Origin of the sequence: Paracoccus sp. (in: a-proteobacteria) (assembly GCF_047605025.1) — a bacterium.
In the GTDB taxonomy this organism is placed as follows: Bacteria; Pseudomonadota; Alphaproteobacteria; order Rhodobacterales; family Rhodobacteraceae; genus Paracoccus.
In genome coordinates this window covers 1-15,388 of the sequence record NZ_JASGGO010000010.1, presented here as the reverse complement: position 1 = coordinate 15,388, position 15,388 = coordinate 1, and the positions used below count along the sequence as shown (strand labels likewise).

Annotated in this window: 18 protein-coding genes; 15 read left to right on the top strand and 3 right to left on the bottom strand. The window is 66.3% G+C overall.

Going from position 1 to position 15,388, the window contains the following annotated elements; genetic code table 11:
* From QM682_RS07525 to QM682_RS07480, 10 genes are all read left to right on the top strand, one after another.
* A complete protein-coding gene (locus tag QM682_RS07525; protein WP_415128351.1) occupies positions 1-1,344 on the top strand; it encodes an 8-oxoguanine deaminase in 1,344 nt (447 codons plus the stop codon).
* A gap of 9 nt (positions 1,345-1,353) precedes the next feature.
* A complete protein-coding gene (uraH, locus tag QM682_RS07520; RefSeq protein ID WP_415128349.1) occupies positions 1,354-1,704 on the top strand; it encodes a hydroxyisourate hydrolase in 351 nt (116 codons plus the stop codon).
* A gap of 245 nt (positions 1,705-1,949) precedes the next feature.
* Complete coding sequence (locus tag QM682_RS07515; RefSeq protein WP_415128544.1) at positions 1,950-3,482, top strand: acyl-CoA carboxylase subunit beta; 1,533 nt, start codon at positions 1,950-1,952, stop codon at positions 3,480-3,482.
* A gap of 25 nt (positions 3,483-3,507) precedes the next feature.
* Complete coding sequence (locus QM682_RS07510; RefSeq protein WP_415128347.1) at positions 3,508-4,188, top strand: DUF6497 family protein; 681 nt, start codon at positions 3,508-3,510, stop codon at positions 4,186-4,188.
* A gap of 178 nt (positions 4,189-4,366) precedes the next feature.
* Positions 4,367-4,501: a hypothetical protein gene (locus QM682_RS07505; RefSeq protein ID WP_415128345.1), complete on the top strand. Its 135-nt coding sequence runs from the start codon at positions 4,367-4,369 to the stop codon at positions 4,499-4,501.
* Positions 4,502-4,597: 96 nt separating this feature from the next.
* On the top strand, positions 4,598-5,023 hold the full coding sequence (locus QM682_RS07500; protein ID WP_415128343.1) for a hypothetical protein: 426 nt from the start codon (positions 4,598-4,600) through the stop codon (positions 5,021-5,023).
* Positions 5,024-5,153: 130 nt separating this feature from the next.
* On the top strand, positions 5,154-5,399 hold the full coding sequence (locus tag QM682_RS07495; protein WP_415128341.1) for a hypothetical protein: 246 nt from the start codon (positions 5,154-5,156) through the stop codon (positions 5,397-5,399).
* A 69-nt stretch (positions 5,400-5,468) separates the two neighbouring features.
* The gene (locus QM682_RS07490; RefSeq protein WP_415128339.1) at positions 5,469-5,681 is read left to right on the top strand and encodes a hypothetical protein; all 213 of its coding nucleotides are present in this window, start codon (positions 5,469-5,471) and stop codon (positions 5,679-5,681) included.
* A 114-nt stretch (positions 5,682-5,795) separates the two neighbouring features.
* Positions 5,796-7,853, top strand: a complete 2,058-nt coding sequence (locus QM682_RS07485; RefSeq protein WP_415128337.1) for a biotin carboxylase N-terminal domain-containing protein — start codon at positions 5,796-5,798, stop codon at positions 7,851-7,853.
* Positions 7,854-7,856: 3 nt separating this feature from the next.
* The gene (locus tag QM682_RS07480) at positions 7,857-8,543 is read left to right on the top strand and encodes a hypothetical protein (RefSeq protein ID WP_415128335.1); all 687 of its coding nucleotides are present in this window, start codon (positions 7,857-7,859) and stop codon (positions 8,541-8,543) included.
* On the opposite strand, the gene QM682_RS07475 is transcribed toward QM682_RS07480, so the two are convergent.
* Both QM682_RS07475 and QM682_RS07470 read right to left on the bottom strand, forming a co-directional pair.
* A complete protein-coding gene (locus QM682_RS07475; protein ID WP_415128333.1) occupies positions 8,509-8,691 on the bottom strand; it encodes a hypothetical protein in 183 nt (60 codons plus the stop codon). The two genes, QM682_RS07480 and QM682_RS07475, sit on opposite strands and share 35 nt — an antisense overlap.
* Positions 8,692-8,790: 99 nt before the next feature.
* A complete protein-coding gene (locus tag QM682_RS07470; RefSeq protein ID WP_415128542.1) occupies positions 8,791-9,309 on the bottom strand; it encodes a DUF4174 domain-containing protein in 519 nt (172 codons plus the stop codon).
* A gap of 57 nt (positions 9,310-9,366) precedes the next feature.
* On the opposite strand from QM682_RS07470, the gene scpA reads away from it, so the two are divergent.
* From scpA to QM682_RS07445, 5 genes are all read left to right on the top strand, one after another.
* On the top strand, positions 9,367-11,511 hold the full coding sequence (gene scpA, locus QM682_RS07465) for a methylmalonyl-CoA mutase (RefSeq protein ID WP_415128331.1): 2,145 nt from the start codon (positions 9,367-9,369) through the stop codon (positions 11,509-11,511).
* Between the two features lie 95 nt (positions 11,512-11,606).
* Positions 11,607-12,095, top strand: a complete 489-nt coding sequence (locus tag QM682_RS07460; RefSeq protein ID WP_415128329.1) for a GNAT family N-acetyltransferase — start codon at positions 11,607-11,609, stop codon at positions 12,093-12,095.
* A 54-nt stretch (positions 12,096-12,149) separates the two neighbouring features.
* Positions 12,150-12,974: a glycosyl transferase gene (locus tag QM682_RS07455; protein ID WP_415128327.1), complete on the top strand. Its 825-nt coding sequence runs from the start codon at positions 12,150-12,152 to the stop codon at positions 12,972-12,974.
* Entirely contained in the window at positions 12,962-13,495 is a 534-nt protein-coding gene (locus QM682_RS07450; RefSeq protein ID WP_415128325.1) for a hypothetical protein, read from the top strand. The genes QM682_RS07455 and QM682_RS07450 overlap by 13 nt, the downstream gene beginning before the upstream one ends.
* Before the next feature lie 78 nt (positions 13,496-13,573).
* Positions 13,574-14,890, top strand: a complete 1,317-nt coding sequence (locus tag QM682_RS07445; protein WP_415128323.1) for a homoserine dehydrogenase — start codon at positions 13,574-13,576, stop codon at positions 14,888-14,890.
* A gap of 164 nt (positions 14,891-15,054) precedes the next feature.
* On the opposite strand, the gene QM682_RS07440 is transcribed toward QM682_RS07445, so the two are convergent.
* On the bottom strand, positions 15,055-15,388 hold a 334-nt coding region (locus QM682_RS07440; protein WP_415128321.1), incomplete at its 5' end, for a transposase.

The following is a 15,388-nucleotide window of genomic DNA, read 5'->3' as shown; positions in this document are numbered from 1 at the left end:
ATGACCCGAACCCTGATCCGCAAGGCCCGCGTGCTGGTCACCATGGACGGCACGCGGCGCGAGATCGCGGACGGGGACGTGCTGGTGGAGGGCGGGGTCATCCTGGCCACCGGCACCGACCTGCCGCGCGAGGGGGCCGAGGTGGTCGAGGCGGCGGGCTGCGTCGTCACGCCGGGGCTGGTCAACACCCATCACCACCTGTTCCAGACGCTGACCCGCGCCGTGCCCGCCGCGCAGGACGCGGCGCTGTTCGGCTGGCTGCGCGGCCTCTATCCGATCTGGGGCCGCATGACGCCGGACGACATCCGGCTTTCGACGCGGATCGGGCTGGCGGAACTGGCGCTGTCGGGCTGCACCTGCTCGTCCGATCACCTGTATCTTTTCCCGAACGGCGCCCGGCTGGACGACAGCATCGAGGCCGCGACCCAGATCGGCATCCGCTTCCACGCCACGCGCGGCGCCATGTCGATCGGCGAATCCAGGGGCGGCCTGCCCCCCGACGCGCTGGTCGAGGACGAGGCCGCGATCCTGAAGGACAGCGAGCGTCTGATCGCCGCCTTCCACGACCCGATGCCCGGTGCCATGGTGCAGGTGGCGCTGGCGCCCTGCTCGCCCTTCTCTGTCAGCCGCGAACTGATGCGCGACGCCGCCATCCTTGCCCGAGAAAAGGGCGTTCGGCTGCACACCCACCTGGCCGAGAACGACGAGGACATCGCCTATTCGCTGGCGAATTTCGGCATGTTGCCGGGCGATTACGCCGAAAGCCTGGGCTGGACCGGAGAGGATGTCTGGCACGCCCATTGCGTCAAGCTCTCGGACAAGGAAATCGACCTGTTCGCCCGCACCGGCACCGGGGTCGCGCATTGCCCCTGCTCGAACGCGCGCCTCGCCTCGGGGATCGCGCCGGTCCGCGCCATGCGCGACGCGGGCGTGCCGGTGGGCCTGGGCGTCGACGGCTCGGCCAGCAACGATTGCAGCCATCTGGGGCTTGAGGCGCGGCAGGCCATGCTGATGGCGCGGCTGAAGAACGGCCCCGCCGCCCTGGGCGCGCGCGAGGCGCTGGAGATCGCGACGCTTGGCGGCGCCCGCGTGCTGGGCCGCACGGACCTTGGCAGCCTGGAGCCCGGCAAGCGCGCCGATCTGGTGCTGTGGGACGTGACCGAACTGGCGGCGGCCGGCGAATGGGATCCGGTCGCGGCCCTTGTGTTCTGCGCGCCGATGCGGCCACGTGCGGTTTATGTCGAAGGCCGCGCCGTGGTCCGCGACCATCATCTGATCACGGCCGACCCGCATCTTTTGAATGAACAGGCCCGCGCGGCGACCAAGCGCCTCGCCAACGGATAAGGAGCAACCATGCCCGGCTATCTTACCACCCATGTCCTCGACACCGCGACCGGCGCCCCGGCGCAGGGGATGCGGATCGAGCTTTACCGCCTCGACGGCGGCCGCACGCTGCTGAAAGAGGTCGTGACCAACCACGACGGCCGCACCGACAGCCAGATCCTGCCCGAGGCCGAGTTCCAGGCCGGCGAATACGAGCTTGTCTTCCATGTGGGCGACTGGCTGGACGCGCAGGGGCACCAGGCGGCGAAGCCCCGCTTTCTGGACCAGATCCCGCTGCGCTTCGGCATGTCCGAGCAGGACCATTACCATGTCCCGCTGCTGATCTCGCCCTATGGTTACTCGACCTATCGCGGAAGCTGATCCGCGCGATATCGAAAGGACAAAGGGGGCGGGCGCGCCCCCTTTGCCGTTTATGCCCAGGGATCCGCGATAAGCCGGGCCGCACCCGGAAAGGCCCGACAGGCCATGCCGGCGCGAGCAAGGATTTCGCAAATTTACAGTTTTCACTCGGCATGGAAAACATATTTTGCAAATATTCTCCTTTTTCCTTCCCGCAGCCCCGTCAAAGCCTTAACTTGTGCCAAACCCCAAGGCGGAGACCCATGATGAAGGACATCCTCGACCAGCTCGAAGCCCGGCGGCAGGATGCCCAGTTGGGCGGCGGACAGCGACGGATCGACGCCCAGCACGCGCGCGGCAAGCTGACCGCCCGCGAGCGGATCGAGCTTTTGCTGGACGAAGGCTCGTTCGAGGAGTTCGACATGTTCGTCCGCCACCGCTCGACCGATTTCGGCATGGAGGCGGATCGCCCCTATGGCGATGGCGTCGTCACCGGCTGGGGCACGATCAACGGCCGCATGGTCTATGTGTTCAGCCAGGATTTCACCGTCTTCGGCGGCTCTCTGTCGGAAACGCATGCGCAGAAGATCTGCAAGATCATGGATATGGCCATGCAGAACGGCGCCCCGGTGATCGGGCTGAACGATTCCGGCGGCGCGCGGATCCAGGAGGGCGTGGCCAGCCTTGCGGGCTATGCCGATGTGTTCCAGCGCAATATCATGGCCTCGGGCGTGATCCCGCAGATCAGCGTCATCATGGGGCCTTGCGCGGGCGGCGCGGTCTATTCGCCGGCCATGACGGATTTCATTTTCATGGTGCGCGATACCAGCTACATGTTCGTGACCGGCCCCGATGTGGTCAAGACCGTGACGAACGAGGTCGTCACCGCCGAGCAATTGGGCGGCGCCTCGACCCATACCCGGAAATCCTCGGTCGCCGATGGCGCTTTCGACAATGATGTCGAGGCGCTGGCCGAAATCCGGCGCCTTTTCGACTTCCTGCCGCTGAGCAATCGCGAAAAGGCGCCGACGCGGCCCTTCTTCGACGATCCCCAGCGCATCGAGGACAGCCTGGACACGCTGATCCCCGACAACCCGAACCAGCCCTACGACATGAAGGAACTGATCCTGAAAGTCGCGGACGAAGGCGATTTCTACGAGATCCAAAAGGATTACGCCGGCAATATCATCACCGGCTTCATCCGGGTCGAGGGCCAGACCGTGGGCGTCGTCGCCAACCAGCCGATGGTGCTGGCGGGCTGCCTGGACATCGATTCCAGCCGCAAGGCCGCGCGCTTCGTGCGCTTCTGCGACGCGTTCGAGATCCCGATCCTGACTTTCGTGGACGTGCCCGGCTTCCTGCCCGGCACCGGCCAGGAATACGGCGGCGTCATCAAGCATGGCGCGAAGCTGCTGTTCGCCTATGGCGAGGCGACCGTGCCGAAGGTGACGGTGATCACCCGCAAAGCCTATGGCGGGGCCTATGACGTGATGGCCTCGAAGCACCTGCGCGGGGATTTCAACTATGCCTGGCCGACCGCCGAAATCGCGGTGATGGGTGCCAAGGGCGCGGTCGAGATCCTGTATCGCAGCGAATTGGGCGATGCCGGCAAGATCGCCAGCCGGACCAGGGATTATGAGACGCGCTTTGCCAATCCCTTCGTCGCCGCCGAAAAGGGCTTCATCGACGAGGTGATCCAGCCCCATTCGACCCGCCGCCGCGTTGCCCGCGCGCTGGCCAGCCTGCGCGGCAAGAAACTTACAAATCCATGGAAAAAGCACGATAACATTCCGCTGTGACGGCTGCTTTTCCCAGGAGGATGTAATGGTTCGCAATCTGGCGTTAAGCGCCCTGCTGGCGGCCTTGGCCGCGCCGGCGGGCGCCGAGGTCAAGGAGGCCAAGGGGTCGCTGATCAAGCTGCCTTCGGGGGCCGAGATGACTTGGCAAGAGACCCTGCATGACAGTTCGGGCGGCCAGGGGCTGACCTATCGTTTCCGCTTCGTGATGCCCGATCTGGCCAAACGCATGCCCGATGACCGCCAGGGCGCGACGGGCCAGATCGACGCCGAGGAGCGCGCGCCGATCGAGATCGACACCGAGACCGGCGAGGTCGGGGGCGCGGGCGCGGCGGCGGCCACCGCCTCGGCCCAGGATTATGCGCCCGAAGCGCAGCCCGACCAGCCCCTGGCGGAAGTGCCCGATATCGACGGCGGCGCCGAGGCCGAAGCCGAAGCCGACGGTATGCTGGAAGCCGCGCAGGGCGGCACGGATGCCGCGCCGGCGGACGATTCCGGCGAAGATCCGCTGCATGCCGATATTCTGTGGCTGTGCCAGAACTGGGTCCTGCCGCGCGTGGCAAGCCCCGCCCCGCGCCCTAGTCAGATCATCGTCAGCATCGCCGACAAGGAACTGCCCTTCGGCAGCTACGACGCTGATGCGCATCAGGTTTTCGAGGCGTTTCGCCTGCCTGCGGATCGCGATCAATGCCAATGGGAGCCCTGGTGATGCGCCGCCCGGCCGATGATGCAAGCCTGCCACAGCGCCGCGCGCGCCGGGAAAAAGGCCGGGGCCTCGTCTGTGCCGCGTCCAAGAGGACCGATATGCTGCGCCTGCGGCCGCATCAAGCGGCCGAATCTCAGAGCAGTCGGGGCCAATGCGCCCCGCCATACAGGAGCACGACATCATGTCGAAAAAGCTTGCACTCGCCCTTGTCCTCGTCGGTCTGGCCGCAGCCTGCGCCAAGAAAGAGCCCGAAGTCGTTCCGGCCCCGGTCGTGCAGCCCGAGCCCGTCTTCCAAGGCAAATACGGCGCCAACTAAGCCTGTAGCCGAGCGCGGGCTGCGTGTCGGCCCGCGCTTGCCGCGCCCGCCCCGTCGTCCGCTTGACACCTTACTTCAAGCAGAACGGGGGCCAGCATGCTGAAGCATCGCGGCTTTCCGGGCCGACTTCCCGGAACTGATTTCCAATTCACCATCCGCCGCGCCAACAAGAAGGGCGCGACACCGCTGATCCGGCGCGAGCGATTTCGCGACCGCAAGGCACCCGACAAGCGTGCCGATGCGGGCTTTCTAGCCGCGCTGATCCGCTGCTTCGGAGAGGAACCCTTTGCACGCGGCAACCTGGACGCCGGCCGCCTGTCCTGGCTGCTGGGCCGCGAGGTCGTGGCCGTGGGCAAGCTGGACCCCACGGATTATGCCCAAATGCTGCGCATCGACATGAAAAAGGCGCAGGCGAGCTTTCCCGAACTCTTCGCCGAGGAGCCCCCGGAATTCGACTGGGACGCCACCGAATGGGACGAGGACGAAGATGCGGACGGCGACTGGGACGAGGATCGCGACTGATGGGCAAAAGGCCGCTGAACCCTGGAATTTCACATCGTTGTCAGTTTCTTCTGGCGTTTCGGCGTGCCATGATGCGGCCATCGCAACCTTACCCGGCCCGCGCGAGGGCCCATAATACAGGCAAAGAACCATGCAAAAATCCGTCCTTCTCCGCCTTTCGGCCGCTGCCATGCTGGTCGCCGGCCTTGCCGCTTGCGAAAGCAACGGCTACGGCGGCTCGACGCTTTCGCCCGACGCGCAGCGCGCCGCCGGCGGCGCCCTGGCGGGTGCGGCGGTCGCCAAGATCGTTGACGGCAATGTCGGCACCGGCGCGCTTATCGGCGCCGCCGGCGGCGCGCTGTGCGACGACGTGGGCGTCTGCCAGCGCCGTTACTGATACCCCCTTCCCGCCGGCGCCCTGGCGCGCGCCCCGCGCCGCCCTGGCCCGGCATTCGGAGACTGGAAAATGTCCAAGAAACTCGTTCTTATCCTTGGCCTCGGACTTACCGGCTTGGCCGGCTGCACCCAAGGCATCAACCCGACCGACACCGACCGCGCCCTTATCGGCGCGGGCGTCGGTGCGACCGTCGCGCATGTCGGCGGCCATAATGTCCTTAGGGGCGCGGCCATCGGCGCCGCCGGCGGCGCGCTTTGCGACGACGTGCACCTGTGCCAATGACGCACAATTCCCGCTGACCCGCTTCGGCGGCCGGCGACCGACCACTTCAAGGGCCGTTCCCGCCATGCGCGGGAGCGGCTTTTTCACGTTCTGATCTGCCCCATGGGAGAAAGCATGTTCCAGAAGATCCTGATCGCCAACCGGGGCGAGATCGCCTGCCGCGTCATCAAGACCGCGCGCAAGATGGGGATTGCGACGGTCGCGGTCTATTCCGACGCCGACCGCAACGCGCTTCATGTGAAGATGGCCGACGAGGCCATCCATATCGGCCCGCCCCCCGCGAACCAGTCCTATATCGTGATCGACAGGATCATGGACGCCATCCGCCAGACCGGCGCGCAGGCCGTCCATCCGGGCTATGGCTTTCTGTCCGAGAACATGAAATTCGCCGAGGCGCTTGAAAAAGAGGGCGTGACCTTCGTAGGCCCCCCCTCGCCCGCCATCGAGGCGATGGGCGACAAGATCACCTCGAAGAAGATCGCGCAGGAAGCCGGCGTCAGCACCGTGCCGGGTTACATGGGCCTGATCGCCGATGCCGACGAGGCGGTGAAGATCTCGGGCCAGATCGGCTATCCGGTGATGATCAAGGCCAGCGCCGGCGGCGGCGGCAAGGGCATGCGGATCGCCTGGAACGACCAGGAGGCGCGCGAAGGCTTCGAATCCTCGCGTAACGAGGCTGCGAACAGCTTCGGCGACGACCGCATCTTCATCGAGAAGTTCGTGACCCAGCCGCGCCATATCGAAATCCAGGTGCTGGCCGACAAGCATGGCAACGCGGTCTATCTGCACGAACGCGAATGCTCGATCCAGCGTCGCAACCAGAAGGTGATCGAGGAAGCGCCCAGCCCCTTTCTGGACGAGGCGACGCGCAAGGCCATGGGCGAGCAGGCCGTCGCCCTGGCCAAGGCCGTGGGCTATACCAGCGCCGGCACCGTCGAGTTCATCGTCGATGGCGACAGGAACTTCTACTTCCTGGAGATGAACACCCGGCTTCAGGTCGAGCATCCCGTGACCGAACTGATCACCGGCGTCGATCTGGTCGAGCAGATGATCCGCGTCGCGAACGGCGAGGTGCTGCCCTTTGCGCAAGCCGACCTGAAGATCAACGGCTGGGCCATGGAATCCCGGCTTTACGCCGAGGATCCCTATCGCAACTTCCTGCCCTCGATCGGGCGGCTGACCCGCTATCGTCCGCCGGCCGAGACCGCCGCCGGACCGATGCAGTCCGCCGACAAATGGGTGCCTGCCCAGCCCGGCGCGCGCCCCCCGGTCGCCGCGACCGGCACGCGCAACGATACCGGCGTCTATGAGGGCGGCGAAATCAGCATGTATTACGACCCGATGATCGCCAAGCTCTGCACCTGGGCGCCGTCGCGCGCGCAGGCCATCGAGGCGATGCGCGTGGCGCTGGACGAATTCGAGGTCGAGGGCATCGGCCACAACCTGCCCTTCCTCAGCGCCGTGATGGACCATCCGAAATTCGTCTCGGGCGACATCTCGACCGCCTTCATCGCCGAGGAATACCCCGAGGGCTTCCAGGGCGCGACCCTGCCCGAGGCGGAACTGAGCCGCATCGCCGCCGCCGCCGCCGCCATGCATCGCGTGGCCGAGATCCGCGCCACCCGCATCACCGGCCGGCTGGGCAATCACGAGCGTCATGTCGGCGAAAACTGGGTGGTGACGCTGGCGAACCGGGAATTCCCCGTCCGCATCACCGCCGACCGGCAAGGCTCGACGGTCGAGGTCCAGGGGCGCAAGCTGCGGGTGGAAAGCGACTGGCTGCCGGGTCAATCGCTGGCCCGGCTGGCCGTCGATGGCGCGGCGCTGGTGCTGAAGGTCGATCCCATCCCCTCGGGCTTTCGCCTGCGCGGGCGCGGCGCCGATCTTAAGGTCCATGTCCGCCGCCCCCGCGCCGCCGAACTGGCGCGCCTGATGCCCGAGAAACTGCCGCCCGACACCTCGAAATTCCTGCTCTGCCCGATGCCGGGGCTGGTGGTGAAGATCAACGTGGCCCAGGGCGACGAGGTGCAGGAAGGCCAGGCGCTGGCGACCGTCGAGGCGATGAAGATGGAAAACATCCTGCGCGCCGAGAAGAAGGCGGTGGTCAAGTCGGTCAAGGCCGCGCAGGGCGAAAGCCTCAAGGTCGATGACGTGATCCTGGAATTCGAGTGATCGATGCCGCAATCGCCGGACAGCCTGTTCAACCCCACGGTCACGGCCGCCCTTGTGGCCGCGATCGTGGCGGTGCTGGCCTGGCCGGTGAACGACTGGCTGAACCGCCGCCGTGCCCGCGCGCTGCGGGCCGAGCGGGTCAGCGACGTGCAGCGCGCCCTTATGGCCGAGATCCGCGCCCATGTCGTCACGCTTGAGCGCGAGCGGCTGGACCCCGAGGGCATGGCCCTGCGCCTGGCCGCGCTTGATGAGGGCGGCCGCATCCCCTTCATTCCGGCCCAGGCCAATGACCGGATCTATTCGGCGGTGATCGAGGACGTGCATATCCTGCCCGCCGACATCATCGACCCGGTCGTGACCTATTACCGGCAATTGTCCATCATGGCTTCGTTCGCCGAGGCCATGCCGAAGCAGGCGGAAAAGGACCATGCGCTGGCCGTGGCGATGTTCGGGGATTATCTGGAACTGACCCAGGCCGCGCGGGAAAGCGGGCAAGAGGCGCTGCGCCTGCTGATGATCAGCGTCTTTCTGGGCGAGGACGCGCTGCGTCAGGCATTGCAGCAGGAAGCCGAGGCGGAACTGGCGATTCGGCAGGCCGAGATCGCGCGCCTACCCGCGACGCTGCCGGAAGAGTTGGCTGCGCTGCGCGCGCGGCTCAGTAAGCGATCTTCGGACCGGAGCGACCTTTGATGGGCTTCAACCCCACGATCACAGCCATCTCGTTCGCGGTGCGGGCATTGCGCAACCGCTCGACCAATTGCTCGGTCGCCGGGTCCAGCCTGCGCCGCTTGGGCGAATCCGGCTGCTGGGTCGCGCGCGGCTGGGCAGATTTGGGCATGGCGGCTCTCCTGTTCGGGGGGCGGCCTTGCCGCCCTGTCCCCAAGATAATGCGGCCGGGCCTTTCCCGCAATGAATCCGTCGCGGTTTTCGCAATATCTCAGGGTAGCGCCGCGCGGCCCATCTCTTGCAGGCGCAGCGGGAACTTGTCGATGGCGCGGGAAATCTCGCGCACCGACCAGGGCGCGGGCTTGCGCTGCTTGACCTGGCCGTCCTTGTCCAGAAGCACCAGGGAAAACCCCTCGGGACGCAATTGCCGCCGCCAGGAACTGGCCGCCGCCGGATCGCTGTCGGTGATCACCACCACGTCGCGCAGGGTCAGCGCCACCGGATCGCCCCGCAACATACGGATCTGGTCCAGGAAGGCGGGATCCGCGGCGGTATCGGCAAAGACCACGACCGGGCGTGCCTGCCACAGAAACTCTCGCGGATCGGCCTGGGCGGCCTCCAGGACGCGCAATTCGCCCGCCTGGGCGGGGCTTCGCGGCCGCGTATCGGCCTGTGCCGCCGGCACCTCGCCCCGCACATATGGCCGGGCGGCACCCTCGCCCTGCGGTCTGGACCCCATCGCCGCGACCAGCGGCACCATCGCAAGAATAATCAACCGTTTCAGTTTTATCGCCCCCTCTGCTTCTTCTTCATATAAGCGCCGGGCGGCCATGCGAAAGGATCTAAGATGACCGAGAGCACGAAAGCCGAGCTTGGGGATTGGCAAAAGCTTGCCAGCAAGGAACTGAAAGGCGCCCCCCCCGAAAGCCTGAACTGGCACACGCTGGAAGGGATCGAGGTCAAGCCGCTTTACACCGAGACGGATGTGCGGGGCCTGCCGCATCTGGGTTCGCTGCCGGGGATCGAGCCCTTCACCCGTGGTCCGCGCGCCACCATGTATGCCGGCCGGCCCTGGACCATCCGGCAATATGCGGGCTTTTCCACCGCAGAGGAATCGAACGCCTTTTACCGCAAGGCGCTGGCCGCCGGGCAGCAGGGCGTGTCCGTGGCCTTCGACCTGGCCACCCATCGCGGCTATGACAGCGACCATCCCCGCGTCGAGGGCGATGTGGGCAAGGCCGGCGTCGCCATCGATTCGGTCGAGGACATGAAGATCCTGTTCGACGGCATCCCGCTGGACAAGGTGTCCGTGTCCATGACGATGAACGGCGCGGTGATCCCGATCCTGGCGAATTTCATCGTCACCGGCGAGGAGCAGGGCCATTCCCGCGCCGTGCTGTCGGGCACGATCCAGAACGACATCCTGAAGGAATTCATGGTGCGGAACACCTATATCTATCCGCCCGAACCCAGCATGCGCATCATCGCGGACATTATCGAATATACCTCGAACGAGATGCCCAAGTTCAACTCGATCTCGATTTCCGGCTATCACATGCAGGAGGCGGGCGCGAACCTGGTGCAGGAACTGGCCTATACGCTGGCGGACGGGCGCGAATATGTGCGCGCCGCGCTGAAGGCCGGGATGGACGTGGACCAGTTCGCGGGGCGGCTGTCCTTCTTTTTCGCCATCGGCATGAATTTCTTCATGGAGGTCGCCAAGCTGCGCGCGGCGCGGCTGCTGTGGACGCGGATCATGAAGGAGTTCGACCCGAAGAAGCCCGGCAGCCTGATGCTGCGCACGCATTGCCAGACCTCGGGCGTCAGCTTGCAGGAACAGGACCCCTATAACAACGTGGTGCGCACCGCCTATGAGGCGATGGCGGCGGCGCTGGGGGGCACGCAATCGCTGCACACCAACGCGCTGGACGAAGCCATCGCCCTGCCGACCGAGTTCAGCGCCCGCATCGCCCGCAACACCCAGTTGATCCTGCAAGAGGAAACCGGGATCACCCATGTCGTCGATCCGCTGGCCGGCAGCTATTACGTCGAAAGCCTGACCCATGAGCTGGCCGAGAAAGCCTGGGCGCTGATCGAGGAGGTCGAGGCCATGGGCGGCATGACCAAGGCGGTCGCCACCGGAATGCCCAAGCTGCGCATCGAGGAGACGGCGGCGCGGCGCCAGGCCCAGATCGACCGGGGCGAGGACGTGATCGTCGGCGTCAACAAATACAAGCTGGCGAGCCAGGATCCGATCGACATCCTGGACATCGACAACATGAAGGTGCGCGATGCCCAGATCGCGCGGCTGGAGCGTATCCGCGCCACCCGCGACCAGGCGGCCTGCGACGCGGCGCTTCTGGAACTGGGCCGGCGCACGGTCGAGGGCGGCAACCTGCTGGAGGCGGCGGTCGAATGCGCCCGCGCCCGCGCCAGCGTCGGCGAGATCAGCCTGGCGATGGAGGGCACCTTCGGGCGCCACAGGGCGGAGGTGAGGACTTTGGCAGGGGTTTACGGCGCCGCCTATGAGGGCGACGAGGAATTCGCGCAAATCCAGCGCGATGTCGAGCAATTCGCCGAGGACGAGGGCCGCCGCCCCCGGATGCTGGTCGTGAAGATGGGCCAGGATGGCCATGATCGCGGCGCCAAGGTGATCGCCACCGCATTCGCCGATATCGGCTTCGACGTGGATGTGGGGCCGCTGTTCCAGACCCCCGAGGAAGCGGCGCAGGACGCCATCGACAATGACGTGCATGTGATCGGGATTTCCAGCCAGGCGGCGGGGCACAAGACCCTGGCGCCGAAGCTGATCGCCGCGCTGAAGGAACAGGGCGCCGAGGAGATCCTGGTGATCTGCGGCGGCGTCATCCCGCAGCAGGATTACGATTTCCTGAAACAGGCCGGGGTGAAGGCGATCTTTGGGCCGGGGACCAACATCCCCTCGGCGGCGCGCGACATCCTGGGCCTGATCCGGGCGGCGCGCGCGGCCTGAGCGCGGCTCTTGCGTCTTGCGCCGCGGGGGTATTTGTAAAACGAAGAAGACCGGCCGTCCCTCTTCCGGGGCGGCGCTTTCGCGAAAGGCAAGGCATGATCATCCGTCCCGCGGCGCCCGCCGACATTCCCGCCATCCTGGTGTTCTGGAACCAGATCATCCGCGAGACCACGATCATTTTCGCCGCCGAGGAGCGCACGGCCGAGAGCCTGGCCGCGATGATCGAGGCGCGGCGCGCGGCGGGGCGCGAGATGCTGGTCGCCGAGGCGGATGGCCGGACCCTGGGGATCGCGACCTATGACCAGTTCCGGGGCGGCTCGGGCTTTGCCCATGCGATGGAGCATACCGTGCTGCTTGCCCCCGGTGCGCGCGGGCGCGGCATCGGCCGGGCGCTGATGGCCGCGATCGAGGCCCATGCGCGGGGCGCGGGCGCCCATACCATGGTCGCGGCGGTAGCGGCGGAGAACGCGGCGGGGGTCGAGTTCCACAAGGCCATCGGTTTTGCGCAGGTCGGCCATCTGCCGCAATCGGGCCGCAAGTTCGGCCGCTGGCTGGATCTGGTGCTGCTTCAGAAGCTGCTCTGACGCTTGCCCCCCCTGCCGGCCCATGCGAATGTCGCAGGCAAAAGCGAGGCGGACATGAACGACGGGCGCAACGGCACGGTCAAGCAGATCATCTGCATCAAATGGGGCGGCAAGTTCGGTCCCGAATATGTCAACCGCCTGCATGCGATGGTGGCCCGCAACATCACCCCGCCGTTCCGGCTTTACTGCTTTACCGATGACGGCGCGGGGCTTCACCCCGATATCGGTGTGCGGCCCCTGCCGGAATTCGAATATCAGGCGCCGGTGCGGACCAAGGGGAAATGGCCGAAGTCGCGGCTTTGGGGCGATCTGGGCGACGTGACCGGGGTGGTGCTGTTTCTGGACCTGGACGTGATCGTCACCGGAAACCTGGACGATTTCTTCACCTTCGGCGATCCCGACGACACCGTGCTTGGGCTGAACCCGAACACGCCTCTGGAAAAGATGGGCCAGACCTCGGTCTATCGGATGCGGGTGGGCAAGCTGAAACCCTTGCAGGACATCTTCCGCGCCGATCCGCAGGCGGCGGCGGACAAGTTCCGCTATGAGCAGCGTTTCGTCACGCGCAACGCGCCGGGCGGGGTCAAGTTCTGGCCGCGCGGCTGGCTGGCGCATTTCCGCATGCATTGCGTGCCGGTCTTTCCGCTGAACTATGTCCTGGAAGCACGGATTCCCCGGCGGGCGCGGATCGTGATCTTTCCGGGCAGCCTGAACCCGCCCGACGCGATCCTGGGCCGCTGGGACGAGACCCAGCCCGTGCGCTCGGCCGGGGCGCATCTGCGGGCGGGTTTTCTGGGCGAGCGCCGAGAAAGCCTGTTCAGGCATCTGCGCCATTACGTCCGCCCTGTCGGCTGGGTCGCCCGGCTATGGCGCGAATAGGCGCCGCCCCCGAGACGCATCATACCCTACCCCAGGATTTCGCCACCGAACTGGGCCGATGCGTCGCGGATTTCGGCTGGCTGGAAGAAATCCTGAAGCGCACCATCTATGCGCTGGAGCGCGCCCGGCTGGCCGACGACCTGACCGAGGCCGAGTTGCGGGCCTGGCTGTCCAAGATCCAGGGCATCGCCGATGATTCCATGGGCACGCTGATCGAGCAGATGGACGCGGCCATGCGCCGCCATCCCGGCCTGCGCGACCGCTCGCGCATCACCGACAGGCTGGCCGAGCTGCGGCTGTGGCGCAACCTGCTGTGCCATGCCTCGTGGCGGCCGACCGAGGTGCCAACGCTGTGGCATCCGGCCTTTGTCAGCCTTCGCGGCGAGGTGCAGCAAAAGGCGCTGAGCCTGGAGGATCTGCGCCATATCCGCGCCCAGGTGGCCGAGATCGGGGAGCGCGTGCTGCGGGTGATGCGCACGACCGGCATCCAGGGCGAATGGGCGGGGGACGAGCCGTCCTGACGGGGGATGCGCCGGGGCGCGTTGCAACGTGCCGGGGCTTGCGCTAACTACCCCGCAGTCCATCAACACGGGTTTCACATGTCCGCCCAGAACATGGGGCAAGATGCCTCTCCGCTTCGTCTTGGCATCGCTGGTCTGGGGACGGTCGGCACCGGCACCGTCAAGATCATCCAGAAACATGCGGCGCTGCTGTCGGCGCGTGCCGGCCGGCCCGTCGCCATCACCGCCGTCAGCGCCCGCGACCGCCGCAAGAACCGCGACCTGGACCTGTCCGCCTATGCCTGGGAGGACGACGCCCGCGCCCTGGCCGTGCGCGAGGATGTCGATGTCTTCGTCGAACTGGTCGGCGGGCATGAGGGCATCGCCCGCGAGGCCGTGATCGCCGCGCTGACCGCGGGCAAGGATGTCGTGACCGCGAACAAGGCGCTGTTGGCGATCCATGGCCAGGAACTGGCGGAACTGGCCGAGGCGAATGGCCGCGTGCTGCGTTTCGAGGCGGCCGTGGCGGGGGGCATTCCCGTCATCAAGGCAATGACCGAATCGCTGGCCGGCAACGAGATCCGCCGCGTCATGGGCGTGATGAACGGGACCTGCAACTATATCCTGACGCGGATGGAAAGCGGGGGCCTGCCCTATGAGACGGTCTTCGATGAGGCCCGGCAACTGGGCTATCTGGAGGCGGATCCGACGCTGGACGTGGGCGGGATCGACGCAAGCCACAAGTTGGCGCTTCTGTCCTCGATCGCCTTCGGCACCCGGCCCAGTTTCGATACGGTCGAGATCGAGGGGATCGAGCGCGTCAGCATCGACGATATCCGCCGCGCCGCCGATATGGGCTATCGCATCAAGCTTCTGGGCGTGGCGCAGATGACCGGGCGCGGGCTGGAACAGCGCATGTCGCCCTGTCTGGTGCCCTCGGACAGTCCCCTGGGGCAATTGCAGGGCGGCACGAACATGGTCGTGGTCGAGGGCGATTCGGTCGGGCAGATCGTATTGCGCGGCGCGGGCGCGGGCGAGGGTCCGACCGCGAGCGCGGTGATGTCGGACATCGTCGAGATCGCGCGCGGCGTGCGGATGCCGGCCTTCGGTCAGCCTGCTAGCCTGCTGGTCCGGCCCCAGCCCGCCCGCACCGCCGTGCCCGCCGCCTATTACATCCGCCTGGCCCTGACCGACAAGCCTGGCGCCCTGGCCAAGGTCGCCTCGGTCCTGGGAGATGCCGGGATCTCGATCGACCGGATGCGGCAATATGGCAGGCACGACACCGAGGGCGTGGCTCCGGTCCTGATCGTGACGCATAAGACCACGCCAGAAGCCATCGGCCATGCCATCGAGGCCCTGCCCCGCACGGGCGTCATCGCGGGCGAGCCGGTGGAACTGCGGATCGAAGAGGTCTGAAACCGGATACGGCAGTGCCCGAGGGCGCCGCCGCATGGGTATTTGGAAAACGAAGAAATCCGACGATGCGCTTTGGGGCGCTGCCTCATGCTAACATTACTTTGGCAGAAATTTTCCGGGGTTTTTGATGAGACCACATCGGCAGCCAGGGCAATGCCCTAGGCTCAGGACCCATTGATCATATCCAGAAGATGACTGTTGCGATGACGATGGCTGACATGAAGGTGTGCGCAGCGGTCGTAGCGGGTATGGATACGGCGCCAATCCTTGAGCTTGCCGGACATGTTCTCGATCCTGTGTCGCTTGCGGCAACGCACACGGCCATGGGGCATCTGGATTTTCCGGTTTGATTTTGATGGGATACAGGCTTCGATCCTCGGATCCACGAGGGCTGCACGCAGCCAATCGGCGTCATAACCCTTGTCCGCCACGAGCGCCTTGGTATCTGGCAGCGAACTTAACAGCGCGGCGGGCCGGCATAGTCGCTGACCTGGCCAG

What these genes read in the sequence shown, in the direction of transcription:
- QM682_RS07455 (WP_415128327.1), top strand. Translation starts at nt 12,150, where the DNA reads ATGAACGACGGGCGCAACGGCACGGTCAAGCAGATCATCTGCATCAAA.
- QM682_RS07485 (WP_415128337.1), top strand. Translation starts at nt 5,796, where the DNA reads ATGTTCCAGAAGATCCTGATCGCCAACCGGGGCGAGATCGCCTGCCGC.
- QM682_RS07475 (WP_415128333.1), bottom strand. Translation starts at nt 8,691, where the DNA reads ATGCCCAAATCTGCCCAGCCGCGCGCGACCCAGCAGCCGGATTCGCCC.
- uraH (WP_415128349.1), top strand. Translation starts at nt 1,354, where the DNA reads ATGCCCGGCTATCTTACCACCCATGTCCTCGACACCGCGACCGGCGCC.
- QM682_RS07490 (WP_415128339.1), top strand. Translation starts at nt 5,469, where the DNA reads ATGTCCAAGAAACTCGTTCTTATCCTTGGCCTCGGACTTACCGGCTTG.
- QM682_RS07450 (WP_415128325.1), top strand. Translation starts at nt 12,962, where the DNA reads ATGGCGCGAATAGGCGCCGCCCCCGAGACGCATCATACCCTACCCCAG.
- QM682_RS07500 (WP_415128343.1), top strand. Translation starts at nt 4,598, where the DNA reads ATGCTGAAGCATCGCGGCTTTCCGGGCCGACTTCCCGGAACTGATTTC.
- QM682_RS07515 (WP_415128544.1), top strand. Translation starts at nt 1,950, where the DNA reads ATGAAGGACATCCTCGACCAGCTCGAAGCCCGGCGGCAGGATGCCCAG.
- QM682_RS07505 (WP_415128345.1), top strand. Translation starts at nt 4,367, where the DNA reads ATGTCGAAAAAGCTTGCACTCGCCCTTGTCCTCGTCGGTCTGGCCGCA.
- scpA (WP_415128331.1), top strand. Translation starts at nt 9,367, where the DNA reads ATGACCGAGAGCACGAAAGCCGAGCTTGGGGATTGGCAAAAGCTTGCC.
- QM682_RS07460 (WP_415128329.1), top strand. Translation starts at nt 11,607, where the DNA reads ATGATCATCCGTCCCGCGGCGCCCGCCGACATTCCCGCCATCCTGGTG.
- QM682_RS07495 (WP_415128341.1), top strand. Translation starts at nt 5,154, where the DNA reads ATGCAAAAATCCGTCCTTCTCCGCCTTTCGGCCGCTGCCATGCTGGTC.
- QM682_RS07525 (WP_415128351.1), top strand. Translation starts at nt 1, where the DNA reads ATGACCCGAACCCTGATCCGCAAGGCCCGCGTGCTGGTCACCATGGAC.
- QM682_RS07445 (WP_415128323.1), top strand. Translation starts at nt 13,574, where the DNA reads ATGTCCGCCCAGAACATGGGGCAAGATGCCTCTCCGCTTCGTCTTGGC.
- QM682_RS07480 (WP_415128335.1), top strand. Translation starts at nt 7,857, where the DNA reads ATGCCGCAATCGCCGGACAGCCTGTTCAACCCCACGGTCACGGCCGCC.
- QM682_RS07510 (WP_415128347.1), top strand. Translation starts at nt 3,508, where the DNA reads ATGGTTCGCAATCTGGCGTTAAGCGCCCTGCTGGCGGCCTTGGCCGCG.